Below are 15,581 nucleotides of genomic sequence, written 5' to 3' on the forward strand. Positions count from 1 at the left end.
GATGGGCATATTTTGTCTGTCTCTTTTTTTATTCAAAAAGATATTTTGCGATCATTTTTTTCCATTCATGAGTTTTCCTATGGAACACATACTAACAGTAAGAAAAATTATTGGAATAACTGGAGGTATACTCATGTTTAAAAAATGGCGTGAAAAATTACTTAAGCGATGTCGTGAACTTCTTCCAAAAAAACGACTATTAGAATCATAAATTTGCTACCTAAATTTGTTATCTAAAGAAAAATAATGTATGATGCTAATTGAATGGTTTCTAAGTCATATTGGTTTAACCTTAAGTTACTACTTATGTTTACAATGAATATTAGTCAATTAGGTAGAAAAAAAGAAAACATGAAATAAAAACCAGTATCATTTATAATGGTGAAAGATAAATTAACGATTTTAAGGAGAGGTTTTAATGATTTTCAAAGTGTTATATCAAGAAAGAGTCTCAGAAGTATCTGTTAGAGAAAAAACAAAATCGCTTTATGTTGAAGCAAATTCAGAAATGGAAGTAAGGCAAAAATTAGCCTCCCGTCCATACAATATTGAATTTGTTTTACCAGTGGAAGGTGCATATCTCGAATATGAAAAACAAAGCGAAAACTATAATGTGGAGAATATATAATTATGAAACAAGTTAAGAGTAATCAAACAGCGGTTTTCGCCCTAGGTGGCTTAGGTGAAATTGGAAAAAACACTTATGCTGTTCAATTTCAAGAGGAAATCATTTTAATCGATGCTGGAATAAAGTTTCCAGAAGATGAGTTGCTAGGTATTGACTACGTTATTCCGGATTATACCTATTTAGTAAAAAACGTCGAAAAAATTAAAGGCCTTTTTATCACTCATGGACACGAAGATCACATTGGTGGTATTCCTTACCTATTAAGACAAGTAAATATTCCAATTTACGGCGGAAAGTTAGCGCTAGGCTTATTAAAAGGTAAATTGGAAGAACACGGTTTATTTAGAAAAACAAAAATGATAGAAATTAAAGAAGATGACATTATTAAATTCGAAAACGTCTCAGTTTCATTCTTTAGAACTACCCACAGTATCCCAGATTCATATGGTATTGTTGTCAAAACTCCACCTGGAAACATTGTTCACACTGGTGATTTTAAATTTGATTTCACCCCTGTAGGTGAACCAGCTAATTTAACAAAGATGGCTCAAATTGGACAAGAAGGTGTACTTTGCCTACTATCTGATAGCACTAACAGTGAAGTTCCCGGATTTACAATGTCAGAACGTAAAGTCGGTGAGAGCATTGATTCAATCTTCCGTAAAATTGATGGCAGATTAATTTTTGCTACTTTTGCTTCTAATATTCATCGCCTACAACAGGTTGTAGAATCAGCAGTTGCAAATAAACGTAAAGTTGCTGTATTTGGAAGAAGTATGGAAAATGCCATTAATATCGGTCAAGAGTTAGGATATATAAGAGCACCTAAAGGGACATTTATTGAACATAGTCAGTTAAATAAGCTTCCTGCAAATGAAGTGACAATCTTATGTACGGGAAGTCAAGGCGAACCAATGGCTGCCTTATCGCGCATAGCTTTTGGTACACATCGTCAAATTCAAATTATTCCTGGAGACACCGTAGTCTTTTCTTCATCTCCTATTCCAGGAAATACGTTAAGTGTGAGTAAAACAATTAATCAATTGTACCGTGCTGGAGCAGAGGTTATTCACGGATCTTTAAGTGATATTCATACATCTGGCCACGGCAGTCAAGAAGAACAAAAGTTAATGTTACGCTTAATTAAACCTAAATATTTCATGCCAATACACGGTGAATATAGAATGTTAAAAATGCACGTGAAACTTGCTGTCGATTGCGATGTACCTGAAGAAAACTGCTTTGTGATGGATAATGGCGAAGTTTTAGCATTAGGAAATGATGAGGCTGCGCTTGTCGGTAAAGTTCCTTCGGGCTCAGTATACGTGGATGGAAATGGGATTGGTGATATCGGAAACATCGTCTTGCGTGATCGCCGTATATTATCAGAAGAAGGACTTGTCGTAGTTGTTGTAAGTTTAAATATGAAAGAATTCAAAGTAACAGCAGGTCCCGATATTATTTCAAGAGGTTTTGTTTATATGCGAGAATCTGGTGATTTAATCAACGATGCCCAGTCCCTTCTTGCAAAACATTTACAATCAATTATGGACCGTAAAACTACACAATGGTCTGAAATTAAAAATGAAATAACTGATGTTTTAGGTCCATTTTTATACGAGAAAACAAAACGCAAACCAATGATATTACCAATTATTATGGAAGTGTAACTATTTAAGCACTAAAATCTCAAGTTAAGTATAGTTTACTACTTACTTAGTATTAAAAAAAACGAAAGGGCCCCCCTTTCGTTTTTTTAATCTTTATCAAATAACGCATCTTCTAACTTATTAATGTCTAAAACCGCGCCGATAACAATGAGAATATCTCCCTTTAGTATCTTCTCAGTGGCGTATGGAGACACATTTATCACACCATCTCTTTTAATCGCCATGATATTCACGCCATATTTAGCCCGAATATTTAACTCTACTAATGTTTTATTGTTCATTCTATCTCCGACAATAAGCTCTACAATACTATAATCCTTTGAAAGCTCTAAATAATCCAAAACATTTTTGGAAACAATATTATGGGCAATCCTTACTCCCATATCTCTTTCAGGGTGAACCACCTTATGAGCGCCAATTTTATTTAAAACCCTCTCATGATAATCATTTTGAGCTTTAACTGTAATATGCTTTACCCCAAGTTCATCTAAAATAAGTGTTGTTAAGATACTAGCCTGAATATTATCACCAATTGCTACTATTACATGATCAAAATTTCTAATACCAAGACTTCTAAGTGCGGCTTCATCTGCACCGTCTGCAACTACTGCATGAGTAACGACACTAGAATAAATATTGATTTTTTCTTCATCGGTATCAATTGCAAGTACTTCCATTCCTTGTTCACTTAAAGATCTACATATACTTCCACCGAATCTACCTAATCCAATTACAGCAAACTGTTTTTTCATAGAGTCGTATTTCCTCCATCCATCGGAACTAATTGCTTACCTTATTTTATCATAACATAATATTTTTAATATTATAGTAATTGAATTTCTAAAAGGTAAAGAATGAGCAAACTAATTCCAACTTAGCATGCAATAAAAGGACCAGTTAGCTATACATAAATTAAAACAGACGATTCCAAGTTTGAGGCCCAACAATCCCATCTACACTTATTCCCGCACTTCTTTGGAAATTCCGAACGGCTCGTTGAGTGTTAGGCCCATAAAGCCCATCAACTTGAACGCCTAGCGCTCGTTGTACTTGTTTCACATCTTCACCGCGTAGCATCGGACTTTGTAATGATAGCAACCTTTCATAGCTAGGTGTATTTTCAGCAACTCCATCAAACATCGCCCACGTTAATGGACCGACGATTCCATCAACAGTTAAATTGTTTCTTCTCTGAAACTCCATGACTCTTCTTTCAGTCTCAGGACCATAGACACCATCAGTAAGCGCCCCTACTTTTTGCTGAACTTCGACTACGTCTTGCCCACGCATCATCGGTCTAATTAAACGAAGCATTCTTCTATTTTCTTCATTGTAATGCTCTTCCCTCCAGTCAGGCTCATCTGAAGGAGCACCATGTTCTACTGGATCTGTTACTGAATTAAAATTATCAAGTGCGTTCCTTGTTTCTGGTCCAACTATTCCATCAACGCGAATACGTGCACTTCTTTGAAATCTTTCCACTGCATCTGCTGTTAGTGGACCAAAAATTCCATCAGTAGGACCTGTATTAAACCCTAATTCATTAAGCTTTTGTTGTAGCGTTCTTACATCCTCACCTCGATCACCTTGACTTAAAACCGCTCTATTTCTAGGTTGGCTCGGCACCGGAATATTCGGTATAGGAGTTTCACCTTGATCAGTTCTTAATGATCTTCTAAACTGTTCCATACTGATCGAAGGACATGGTTTCCACGAGTAACCAGGGAATTCGATATGTCCCCAAACATCGTCAACAGTTAAATTAAATTCATCTAATAACGTTCTAACTAACTCAAGTGTCGCATTTCTTTGTGCACTCCCCAAAGTCTGAGTACGAAAATCTCCAACCATACAAATACCAAGAGCTCTTCCATTACTATTGCCTACATGATAACTAACGACTTCTGGATCATGACATAAATCAATAGAGCCATCTTTATTAACAACATAATGATAAGCGATTCCAGGCCAATCAAGCTGATTTACGTGATATCTGGCAAACGCTTCGGCACTACCTGATGTTGTTGCACTATGATGGATGGCAATATTCTTTATTTGCGATTTAGATCTTCGACGATAAGTTTTACTTCTATGCCTTACTAAACTATTTCTTTTATCATTTATATTCATAAAAAGATCACCTCTTTCTATATATACAAATATCTATAGAAAGAGGTGACTTTTAAATTATCAAATTAAAGAGAAAAACATCAAAAAATTAGTGGAACGATTTATAAATCCTCATAAATTAGTTTACTATTCTTCTTTTATGCCTAATACGCGATTGACGCGTTTTGTTAACATCTTTATTCCGCCACCACCAGCTTGAAAATGACGGAGTTGCCCTTCACTATCAAATACATAATAGGCAGGAACATATTTGTTTTCAAAAGCATCTGTTAACTTATGATCTCCATCAACAAAGATCGGATGTGTAATATCATGCTCATTGGCAACTCTTTTTATTTCTTCAATATCAAGATCTTTTTCTGACCGAGGCATATGCACAGCCACGACATTTAATTGATCTTTATATAGATCGCGGAATTCATTTATATTTGACATCCCTTCTTTACATAAATGGCAGCTAATTGACCAAAAGTGAAACAACGTTGGTTTTTCACCAACTAAATCATTCTTTGTTACTTGACCATTCAACCACTCTGTAGCTCCAACTAGCTCAGGCATAGCTGATCTTAACTTCATATTATCAACTCCTAGGAAATAGTGTAAGAAAAGGCCTAACATTTAGCTAGACCTTTCATTTAGCGAATTATCTAATTATAATGTTTCTTGACCTGGCTTCCAGTTCGCTGGGCATAATCCGCCAGTTTGTAGGGCTTGCAGTACACGTAATGTCTCATCAACATCACGACCAATGTTATTGTGATTTACTACTGAGTACATTAGCTCGCCTTCAGGACTAATGATGAATAATCCACGTAAAGCAATCCCAGCGTCTTCAATTAACACACCATATTCTCTTGAAATAGCGTGGTTAGTGTCAGCAGCTAAAGGATATTTTAAATCTCCTAAACCATTAGCAGTTCTGTCAGTATTAATCCAAGCCAAATGAGTATGAATTGTATCTGTAGAGACTCCAATAACTTCTGCATCTAGATCTTCAAACTCATCATAACGATCGCTTAAAGAAATAATTTCTGTTGGACATACGAAAGTGAAGTCCATTGGATAGAAGTAAAGAACCGTCCACTTATCATTCTTCATGTTCTCTTCTAAACTAACTTTTCCAAACTCTTTATTGGGCATTACTGCGTCCATCTCAAATCTAGGTGCTTGTTTTGCTACCATTCTTTTGTCACTCATATGTAAAACCTCCTAAAATAATACCCGTTATACAGGTTAAATTATAATTATTATAAAAGAAGAATTATAAAAAGTTGATAAAAAAGTAAATTCATCCTTTAAAATAATACTATTGCTATTATAACCTGTTCTAAATGAAATAAACGAATCATATGCACTGAACTATGAAAACAGAATACTAAGTCATATCGTTTTAGAATTCCTTTTCTATTATGGTAGACTTTAAAGGATGTTTAGTCTCGTCGCGGCAAGGGGAATACTTAAAGTGCGATACAATTTTTTTAAGGATGGAGTTGAACTGCTTGAATTTGAGCTGGCTTGAATCATACGATTGGAGTGGACTACTAGTAAGTCTCTCAATTATTATTATCCAGTTAATAGGAATTTTTCTTTTTTATATCCTCGTAAAGAAAATTGGAACCGGGATTATCTCTAGTACATTTATGAAAATGCAACAACAAAGAGGAATGCACCCTGGCCGAACAAAGACATTAGAAAAGCTTGCCCTTAATATCTTTACATATTTTCTAATATTCTTTTTACTCACTATTGTTATAGGAATATTTGATTATGAAATTGCGCCATTAATAGCTGGGGCTGGTATCATCGGACTTGCAATTGGTTTTGGTGCGCAAGGATTAGTAAGCGATGTTGTCACAGGTTTTTTTCTATTACTAGAAAAACAAATTGATGTTGACGATTATGTAACTATGGCTGGATTAGACGGTGTTGTCGAAGATGTCGGTTTACGAACGACTAAGCTTCGCGGGTTTGATGGAACATTGCACTTTATTCCTAATCGAGAGATCAAAAATGTTAGCAACCATTCACGCGGGAATATGCGTGCCTTAGTTGATATTAGCATTGCTTATGACGAAAACATTGATGAAGCAATTGCCATTTTACAAGCAACCTGTGATGAATTTGCTCAACAGGAATTAGCAATTAAAGAAGGACCTGATGTTGTAGGTGTTCAAAGTTTAGGCGATTCCGATGTAGTAATCAGGATTATTGCTAAGACAGAAAACATGTCACAGTGGGCGATTGAAAGAAAACTTCGGAAATCACTAAAAGAGGCTCTTGATCGCCACGGCATTGAAATCCCATTTCCACATCAAGTTTTTGTTGAAAAGAAATAGGAATGACACAAAAGCTAGCTCTTTAGTTAAACTAAAGTTAGTTAGCTTTTTTTGTCATTCCCAGTCCTTGTCGTTTACTGAATTTTAGTTTCTACTTGTTGGCAAACTTCCTCAGCAGTTAAACCGGCGGCGTTGATAACAGAACCCTTCGTAACAACATTCTGAATGCCCATCATATTTTGGTCTTGCCCTGTAATTACACAGCAGTCACACCCTTGGGCATCATTTTCCTGCTTTAATTGGACGACGTCATAACCTCTTGATTGTAACGCTTCCTGAACATCAGTTAAAGATTGCTCGACACCAATCTTAGCCATAAAACGTTCCTCCTTCCAAATCATCCGTTAAATATGTAAAGATACATTTCTCTACAACGATAATTTGTCCAACTAAATGGAAGATTATTCTGTTGTCTTATTCTTTTATAGGCAACCTTTTAAATTTAGAACGTTTTTACATAATCGATTATAAGTTCAATCGCAAATGGAATAGCCTCTTCGTTAGGATTCAACGAACCTGAATGAAGACCAGATGTAGAGTCAACTCCTAGCCAAAACATAAACCCTGGAATTTCTGCTAGGAAATAACCAAAATCTTCACCAGTCATTGCCTCTCGACACTCAACTAATTGGCTATTATCTCGGTTTTGAACAAAGTCCATAAAATTCTTCGTTATCTTCTCGTCGTTATAAACTTGACAATAATTCGCACCAAAGTCGATCGAGAGACTGCATTCAAACCCTATCTCAATTCCATTAGCTATAGCTGAAACCCTCTTCTTTATTTTCTCCATAGAATCCATCGATAATGTTCGAATTGTCCCTTCCACTCTAGCACGTTCTGCAATGATATTTTGTTTCGAACCGCCAGTTATTTTCCCTATAGTTACAACTGCGGAATCAAGCGGGTCGGCATTTCTAGCAACAATTGACTGAATTTGTGTGACAAAATAACTAGCTGCAACAACCATATCGTTAGCTGTATGTGGAAAGGCCGCATGGCCACCTTTCCCCAAAAAGTCGATGAATAATTCAGACGTATTAGCAAAGAGTAACCCTTTTCTTGTCGCCACAGTTCCAACAGGATATTCAGGGGCAATGTGCAATCCCATCATCATGTTTGGACGATTATTTTTTAGATATTCACTCTCAAGCATCGGTTTTGCCCCACCAGGCCCTTCCTCTGCTGGTTGAAAAATAAATAACAATGTTTGCTTTGGTTGATTTGCTGCAAAATGAGATAGTACACCAAGAGCGATGCTCATATGAAAATCATGACCGCAACCATGCATTTTCCCTTTATGCTGGGATTTAAACGCTAAATTCGTTTCTTCCTCCATCGGCAAACCATCAATATCTGCACGATATCCAATCACCATTGTAGAATCTGACCCAAGTACTTTTACAAAAACACCAGTTTTCCAAGTGTCTATTTGTAAAAATTGTTGGGGTAATTTTTTTATAAACGATAGTAAATATTGCTGAGTCTTAAATTCCTCAAATCCAAGCTCAGGAATTTGATGTAAGTCTCTCCTTACATTTACGAATTGAGAATTATTCATAATAACTACCTCTTTTTTTAGTATTCAGTAACTGACGTATTATAAAGAAAAATGCCTACTGCCTTTAAAGGCTAGCAGGCATTTTTAATATTATCTATCTTCGTTTAAACGGCGAAGTTCTTGCTTAATTTCAGTTTTCCCTTTTGTTTTCTCATCGATTTCTTTAATAACACGAGCAGGGACTCCTGCAACAACTGTGTTTGGTGGTACATCTTCAGTTACAATCGCACCAGCAGCAACTACCGCGCCTTTACCAACTGTTACCCCTTCTAAGATAACAGCGTTAGCTCCAACAACCACATCATCTTCGACAACTACCGGTTTAGCTGAAGGTGGTTCAATAACACCAGCTAATACAGATCCAGCACCAATATGACAATTCTTACCAACAGTAGCCCTTCCACCTAATACGACGTTCATATCAATCATCGTTCCTTCACCAACAACTGAACCAATATTAATTGATGCTCCCATCATAATAACCGCATTGTCTCCAATCTCAACTTGATCACGAATGATTGCTCCAGGTTCAATACGTGCTTTAATATTCTTCAAGTCTAATAAAGGAATCGCAGAATTACGACGGTCATTCTCAACCACATAGTCTTCGATATTATCTGCATTAGCCTTTAGGGCTGCATCAATCTCTGTCCACTCACCAAATAATGTTCCAGTTGAACCCGAAATAAATGTCTTTGTCTTCTCACCAAAATTAATTCCTTCTAGGTTACCTTTTACATAAACTTTCACAGGTGTTGACTTTACGCTGTTTGAAATAAACGAAATAATTTCGTTTGCATCCATCATTTTCATAGTTTATTTCCTCCCATACTTATGTACATTATCTTTTTAATTATGTATTAATATACAATTTATACTTTACTTTATCAAAAAGTTTAGATAGTGACAAGCAAAATGCGATTGTTTTTGCTTTAATTTGGATACTCCCGACTTTCTGCTCTCGAAAATCATTTATTTAGCTCATCTAATTAAAAGCTTTGTTAAGGTTTAAGAATAATTTTTAAACACTCATCCTTATGTACATCAAACATCTTATAGGCTTTTTTAGCATCATCTAACGGCATTTCGTGACTAATAACATCTTTTACAATTATTTTTTCATTCAATAACATGTCAAATAAACCTGGTATGAGATGAACGACTGGTGCCATTCCCATTCTTAATGTTACGTTTCGAGAAAAGAAATCTCCTAAAGGGAACGCATTATACCTTGTTCCGTAAACACCCACAAGTGCTACTGTACCACCGATACGAACTGATTGGCTTGCCATCGTAATTGCCCCCATTGAGCCACCATGAAGGCCGACTAAGCTTTGGAGTAGCTCGCCCGACGTAATCTTACCACTCATACCAACACAATCAATAACGGAATCTGCACCACCGTGTGTTATTTCTTTTAGAAGATTTCCGAGCTCATTTATTTTTTTAAAATTATATATTTCAACTTTGTTCGTTTTATGTGCATGTTGTAGTCGGGTCTGAATATGATCCACAGCAATTACACGTTTTGCACCTCTAAACCAAGCCATTTTTTGTGTTAGTAAGCCAATTGGTCCACACCCTAAAATAATAACTGTATCTCCAGCTTTCACACCAGCTTGTTCTACCGCCCAGTAGGCCGTTGGTAATGCATCAGTCAATAGGACAAGCTCTCCATCTGAAAGTTCGTTATGTTCCGGTAAACGAAACGGTGCAAAATTAGCAAAGGGGACTCGTACAAATTCAGCTTGAACGCCTGGATAATCTCCATAAAGTCGAGAACAACCAAATGTTGCACCTATTTCATAGTTGCGATTTGCAACCTCACATTGACTTTCCAATTTGTTACGGCAATAGTAACATTTTCCACAAGCGATATTAAAGGGAACAACAACTTTGTCCCCTTTTTTTACTTTTGTAACCTCCAAACCAACTTCTTCAACAACTCCCACTACTTCGTGACCTGTTATATAATTTTTAGACATGCTAGGGATCATACCATGGTAGCAATGGAGATCAGAACCACATATTGAGCAAGCTGTTGTCCGAATTATAATATCATCCTGATATTCTAATATCGGCTCCTCAACTTCTTGTACTTTTACTTTTTTAACACCTTGATACGTTACTGCTTTCATTTGAAATGCCCCATTTAATTATCAGTAATTTGTAAAAGGTAATGGATTAACGCATCCTGCTGTTCTTTTGTAAAACCTGTCGACTCATCTACCCATTTTTCATGTCCTCTTCCTGTCACATTTGCAGTACGAAGCTTCTCGTTTTCTTCATTAGCTGCAATTACTTGCTGACGAATATTTGAGTCAATTAACGCACGAAGACTTTCCACTGGGTCTGCTTTGATCCCTTTTAGCAATGTATTTGGTACACCAATTTCCCCTTTTTTACCTACCGCAACACCACCATCATGTAAATACGGAGCAGTCCAGTATAAACCAAATAAGCCCATCGTCTTGTAACCTCCGTTTGAACCCTCTTGCGCCCAGCCCATCTCTAGCTGTTCTTGCTCTTCTTTAGACATTTCGACATCTATTACCTTTGGTTTATCAGGGAGTGGAACCGGTGTATCCTTTGCATACATTTTCGCATCTTTATCAAAATAATTTTCTGCCTGACGAAATGCTTTTGCTCTTGCTGGGTTCGTTCCTATTTCCTCGACTGGGATTAATGTATTATTGGTAAAATAGCGCCCCCCATGACAACTTGTACAGCCAGCCTGTTCAAATACCCGCTCTCCTTCGGCATAAACTTCTGGATCCTTTTTTAAACCTGTTTTTGGAGGCTCTAATGAATTCATAAACGCAGCCATCGCATTCACTTGCTCCCACGCTTTATACCCTGGCGAACTAGTAAATGCACCAACAGTTGATAAAAAGGACATTTTTGGAAAATTCGGTGTCGGTATCAATTCAATTACACCAGGCGCACCAGGTGTAGGATCTACTCTCTTAAAAAACTCCGAAGGTTTTTCACCACTTTTCGGATCCCAGCGGTATTTAGGAGATTGGGAACGTTGCAGAACAGTTCCTAAATAAACTTCTTCATGAATATCCAAAACTTCTTTACTCTTCGGCGCTTGACTTGTCGCATCCATATTTTGTCCATGGGCATTGTTTAACGCTGCACTTAAACCATTAAATGGACCGATTAAACCTTGACCACTCCAGCCATATGGGTGATTTCCCTTTGTAAAAACATGTGGGAACTTCACTGCATTGTTATCTTCATTAATTGTTGGATCATTAGTACCAATTGGCCATTTCACTAGTTCTTCATCAATATATGCTTCTAGTAAATCAGGATCTGGTAACTGTTCTTTTTTCCCTTTGTCTGTTTCAACTTTGACTAAATAATGTTCTGAAACAAAATCTTCTAAGCTGTCCAACTGCCCATGAGTAAAATAAGAAGCTGTATTGGTAGCCATTGCTAGGGATAGACCAACATTTAAATCATTGTTTGGGATACCAGAAATGACGTTTCCACGATCATCTACAGAAGCATGACAAATTGCACAGCTAATCCCTGCTTTAAGACGGCCTTCACTTACTAGAAATTTTACACCTATTGGTGTCATGCCCCCTTTTGCTACATCAAGTCCTGTGTTTATTAATTCCCCTTTTTTTATCGTTATGTCACCTGCTTGAAAATCTTCTGCTGCTTCAACTTGAAGATTTGAAGTTCCTTCACCGTTTAACTGCATAATCGCCTTTCCGATGTTTATTAAAGTAAACGGTCCATCAAATAATCCCATAATATCAGTGAAAAACACTTCATTGCCAAACGTTTCTGTATAAAACATTTCTCTACCTAATTCAATTTGCTCTTGCCCTTCATTTTCTTCAGTTGCTTGACCACCAAATAGTCCCCCTTGGTCTTTATCATTGACTCTTACTTCATTACCTGGAACAAATGCGAATTCAAGATGTAAAAAACGAAATAGAACTGTACCTACAATGATGACCGCTAATAGTGAAATAATAGTTATTGTCCTTTTTTTCATTGTTTATAAACTCCAATCTAATAAATTCTTCCTCGCTTAGTTTGACTAAAATTATAAATATTCATGTGTAAGTTGGAAAAATTTATTTAAGGAAGAAAAAAAGAGACTAACCGAAAAGCAAGTTACAGTCACCTCGTCAACTATGATTAGATCGTATACAAACATACACTTCTACATAGCACTTAAAGGTGAACTGAGACTTATCGGACAGCCTCTTCAGATGGAGTTTAATAACGCTTAAAACAAATTAGAACTGCGACACTTCAGTAGAACCCTTTAATGCTGTTGTTGAAGATGTCCCACCTGAAACTGCCTGTGAAACCTCATCAAAATAACCTGTTCCTACTTCTCGTTGGTGACGAGTAGCGGTGTATCCTTTAGCTTCACTAGCGAATTCTGCTTGTTGAAGTTCAGAATAAGCCCCCATACCACGAGTTTTATAGGCGTGAGCTAATTCAAACATACTGTGGTTCAAAGCGTGAAAGCCTGCCAATGTAACAAATTGGAATTTATAGCCCATTTTACTAAGTTCAATTTGGTAGCGCTCGATCGTATCTTCGTCAAGATTCGCTTTCCAATTAAATGAAGGAGAACAATTATAGGCGAGCATCTTTCCTGGAAATTTAGCGTGAATAGCATCAGCAAATGCTTTGGCTTCTTCTAAGCTAGGCTTTGATGTTTCGCACCAAACTAAATCGGCATAAGGAGCATAAGCCAACCCACGCGAAATTGCCTGTTCAATGCCTGCATTAGTACGGAAAAAACCTTCGGGTGTTCTTTCACCTGTAATAAACTGATGATCGTATGGATCAACATCACTTGTAATCAAGTCTGCCGCATCCGCATCTGTTCTTGCAATGATAAGAGTTGGGACACCAGAGACGTCAGCAGCAAGTCTTGCAGCTGTAAGGTTCCGAATAGCTGTTTGTGTGGGAATTAATACTTTTCCACCTAAATGTCCACATTTCTTCTCTGAAGCAAGCTGATCTTCAAAATGAACCGCTGCAGCTCCAGCTTCGATCATTCCTTTCATTAGTTCAAAAACATTCAATTGACCACCAAAACCTGCTTCGGCATCAGCCACAATCGGGAGAAAGTAATCAATTTCATCTTTTCCTTCCATGTGTTGAATTTGGTCTGCACGTTGTAATGCTTGGTTAATTCTTTTAACAACCATAGGTACACTATTTGCTGGATATAAGCTTTGATCTGGATACATTTGTCCTGCTAAATTAGCGTCAGCAGCCACTTGCCACCCACTTAAGTATACCGCTTGCAACCCTGCCTTCGCTTGCTGAATTGCTTGGTTACCAGTTAATGCACCTAACGCGGCTACAAAATCCATAGACTGTAATTGGTTCCAAAGACGCTCTGCACCACGCCGTGCTAGTGTATGTTCAATTTGGACGGAACCTCTTAATCTTACTACTTCTTCAGCAGTGTAATTTCGAATAATTCCTGCCCATCTTTCACTTTGCCAATTTGTTTCTAATTCATATACTTCTTCTTGATACTTTTTCATTTTTTCTCATCTCCTAGTTTTTTATAGTTTCAACAAACTGTTTTACTACAGTTTTACTTTTATAAGATTATACTATAACAGAGGTTTTATATTTGCAACCTTTTTTTAAAATAAAAAAAAAGAATTGAATTGATCAATTCTCTTTCTCGACTTACGCTGTTTAATATTGTAGTTTTACCTTTCTGTATTTGCTTCCTTGTCCTCAATACCAAAGGCTTTTTTGAATTTTTTCTCTTGAAACCCTAAGATTAGTTTACCGTTAACATATGTAGCAGGCGTACCGTAAACTTTATTTGCTCGTAATTGATCAAAATACTCCTTATGTATCGAAACATTTCGTACTTCGTAATCAATTCCCCATTCAGTTAATTGATTTTTTACTTTTTCACAGTAAGGACAGCCTGTACTACTATATACAATTACTTCAGAAGACATCAATATCCCTCCACTATTAGTGTAAAATACAGTATTTAATAACAATTGATAGTAAATATAAAGTAATAATAATTATTATTATAATTTAACCGCCAAAAATATCCTTCAAAAGATATTCTATTAAAAATGTCAAAATCCTGCAAATAACCTTCTCAATCTCTAACTAAAACCCACTATTAGAACAGTAATAATGTTAGAAATTATAGTATTCTCGATTAACTTTTATGTTATGATAATATTATAATATATTTAAGGTATTAATTGATTATTATTCTCATTATAGTACTAAGGAAAATCGGGGTGCATCAAGAATGATCGTATTAAAAAGTTCTTATAAGAACTTACTCAATGAAAAAGAAGAACTAACTTTAGAATTAAGTGTAACAAAAAAGGCTCTACAAGAAAAAAACGAAGCTATTCATTCATTTTTACAAACAATGGATGAGGATTTAGCTGGGATCTTAGACCAACACGATTCTGTTAATAATCAGCATACAATTTTAGCTGACCTCGTTGAAAAAATTAAAAAACACTTCACTATTGTTAATGACATTAGTCTCCAAGCTAGTAATAATTCAGTTGCAACATCTGAAAAAGGGCGGTCATTAATCCAGTCTGCAAATGAAATGGAGATAAAATCAAAAGAAGGACAAAAAGCTGTCGAACAAGTTCAATCTCTTATTCATAGACTTGGTGAGGAAGCAAAACAAACAGCTTTAAGTATGTCACAAGTTGGTTCTAGATCTAAAGAAATTGAAGGAATTGTTAATGTTATTAACGATATCGCTGAACAAACTAACCTTCTAGCTTTAAATGCATCTATCGAAGCTGCTAGAGCTGGTGAACATGGAAAAGGATTTGCGGTTGTTGCCGATGAAGTAAGGAAGTTGGCGGAAAATACATCTCAAAGTACACGTTCCATTACTGAGCTTATCAAACATATGCAACAAGATACAGAAAAAGCGTTAAAAGACTCCCAAACTAGCTTAGTTGCTGTAAATGAAGGTATCACTTTAAGTGACCAGACTGCTAATAGTATTGACAGTATCATTAGAGCTATTAGCTTAGTTCAAGGTAACGTTGAAGAATTAATCTTCTCAATCGAAAAACAACAAACGTTTAGTAAAGAAGTAATGGAACAAATTCATATGACCAAGGAAACATTTGACGAAGCAAATAGAATGATATTACAACATATTGAAGATGCAGAAATCGTTGATATTAGATTGCAGGATGGTATCTTGGGGTTAAAATCCTTTATTAAATAAATTTGGTTAGGAT

15 protein-coding genes are annotated in these 15,581 nt (G+C 36.2%); 4 read left to right on the top strand and 11 right to left on the bottom strand.

Annotated features, from left to right (window positions below; all coding sequences use genetic code 11):
• Positions 1–418: 418 nt before the first annotated feature.
• Together ACK4M9_RS09515 and rnjA are read left to right on the top strand one after the other, a co-directional pair.
• On the top strand, positions 419–628 hold the full coding sequence (locus ACK4M9_RS09515; RefSeq protein WP_409849744.1) for a DNA-dependent RNA polymerase subunit epsilon: 210 nt from the start codon (positions 419–421) through the stop codon (positions 626–628).
• 2 nt (positions 629–630) lie between these two features.
• Positions 631–2,298 carry a ribonuclease J1 gene (gene rnjA, locus ACK4M9_RS09520; protein ID WP_409849745.1) on the top strand — a complete coding sequence of 556 codons (1,668 nt, stop codon included), beginning with the start codon at positions 631–633 and terminating at the stop codon, positions 2,296–2,298.
• An 86-nt stretch (positions 2,299–2,384) separates the two neighbouring features.
• On the opposite strand, the gene ACK4M9_RS09525 is transcribed toward rnjA, so the two are convergent.
• The 4 genes from ACK4M9_RS09525 to ACK4M9_RS09540 all read right to left on the bottom strand — a co-directional run bounded on the left by ACK4M9_RS09525 (position 2,385) and on the right by ACK4M9_RS09540 (position 5,625).
• Complete coding sequence (locus ACK4M9_RS09525; RefSeq protein ID WP_409849747.1) at positions 2,385–3,050, bottom strand: potassium channel family protein; 666 nt, start codon at positions 3,048–3,050, stop codon at positions 2,385–2,387.
• 160 nt (positions 3,051–3,210) lie between these two features.
• Positions 3,211–4,428: a peptidoglycan recognition protein family protein gene (locus tag ACK4M9_RS09530; protein ID WP_409849749.1), complete on the bottom strand. Its 1,218-nt coding sequence runs from the start codon at positions 4,426–4,428 to the stop codon at positions 3,211–3,213.
• A 126-nt stretch (positions 4,429–4,554) separates the two neighbouring features.
• Positions 4,555–5,004, bottom strand: a complete 450-nt coding sequence (locus ACK4M9_RS09535; protein ID WP_409849751.1) for a redoxin domain-containing protein — start codon at positions 5,002–5,004, stop codon at positions 4,555–4,557.
• Positions 5,005–5,079: 75 nt separating this feature from the next.
• Positions 5,080–5,625: a peroxiredoxin gene (locus tag ACK4M9_RS09540; protein WP_409849753.1), complete on the bottom strand. Its 546-nt coding sequence runs from the start codon at positions 5,623–5,625 to the stop codon at positions 5,080–5,082.
• Positions 5,626–5,927: 302 nt separating this feature from the next.
• On the opposite strand from ACK4M9_RS09540, the gene ACK4M9_RS09545 reads away from it, so the two are divergent.
• Positions 5,928–6,764, top strand: coding sequence for a mechanosensitive ion channel family protein (locus ACK4M9_RS09545; RefSeq protein ID WP_409849755.1), 837 nt, complete (start codon positions 5,928–5,930; stop codon positions 6,762–6,764).
• A 74-nt stretch (positions 6,765–6,838) separates the two neighbouring features.
• Here the strand turns inward: ACK4M9_RS09545 and ACK4M9_RS09550 are convergent, their stop codons facing one another.
• From ACK4M9_RS09550 to ACK4M9_RS09580, 7 genes are all read right to left on the bottom strand, one after another.
• A complete protein-coding gene (locus ACK4M9_RS09550) occupies positions 6,839–7,081 on the bottom strand; it encodes a YkuS family protein (RefSeq protein WP_409849757.1) in 243 nt (80 codons plus the stop codon).
• A gap of 125 nt (positions 7,082–7,206) precedes the next feature.
• Positions 7,207–8,325, bottom strand: a complete 1,119-nt coding sequence (locus ACK4M9_RS09555) for an N-acetyldiaminopimelate deacetylase (protein ID WP_409849759.1) — start codon at positions 8,323–8,325, stop codon at positions 7,207–7,209.
• A 90-nt stretch (positions 8,326–8,415) separates the two neighbouring features.
• Entirely contained in the window at positions 8,416–9,138 is a 723-nt protein-coding gene (dapD, locus tag ACK4M9_RS09560) for a 2,3,4,5-tetrahydropyridine-2,6-dicarboxylate N-acetyltransferase (protein WP_409849761.1), read from the bottom strand.
• A 188-nt stretch (positions 9,139–9,326) separates the two neighbouring features.
• Positions 9,327–10,463 carry an alcohol dehydrogenase catalytic domain-containing protein gene (locus ACK4M9_RS09565; RefSeq protein ID WP_409849763.1) on the bottom strand — a complete coding sequence of 379 codons (1,137 nt, stop codon included), beginning with the start codon at positions 10,461–10,463 and terminating at the stop codon, positions 9,327–9,329.
• A 14-nt stretch (positions 10,464–10,477) separates the two neighbouring features.
• Positions 10,478–12,343 carry an electron transport protein gene (locus tag ACK4M9_RS09570; protein WP_409849765.1) on the bottom strand — a complete coding sequence of 622 codons (1,866 nt, stop codon included), beginning with the start codon at positions 12,341–12,343 and terminating at the stop codon, positions 10,478–10,480.
• Positions 12,344–12,590: 247 nt separating this feature from the next.
• The gene (gene aceA / locus ACK4M9_RS09575) at positions 12,591–13,865 is read right to left on the bottom strand and encodes an isocitrate lyase (protein WP_409849767.1); all 1,275 of its coding nucleotides are present in this window, start codon (positions 13,863–13,865) and stop codon (positions 12,591–12,593) included.
• A gap of 174 nt (positions 13,866–14,039) precedes the next feature.
• Positions 14,040–14,300 carry a glutaredoxin family protein gene (locus ACK4M9_RS09580; protein WP_409849769.1) on the bottom strand — a complete coding sequence of 87 codons (261 nt, stop codon included), beginning with the start codon at positions 14,298–14,300 and terminating at the stop codon, positions 14,040–14,042.
• A 722-nt stretch (positions 14,301–15,022) separates the two neighbouring features.
• Here ACK4M9_RS09580 and ACK4M9_RS09585 point away from each other — a divergent pair.
• The gene (locus ACK4M9_RS09585) at positions 15,023–15,568 is read left to right on the top strand and encodes a methyl-accepting chemotaxis protein (RefSeq protein ID WP_409849870.1); all 546 of its coding nucleotides are present in this window, start codon (positions 15,023–15,025) and stop codon (positions 15,566–15,568) included.
• Positions 15,569–15,581 lie beyond the last annotated feature (13 nt).

Source organism: Anaerobacillus sp. (genome assembly GCF_046314235.1).
In the GTDB taxonomy this organism is placed as follows: domain Bacteria; phylum Bacillota; class Bacilli; order Bacillales; family Anaerobacillaceae; genus Anaerobacillus.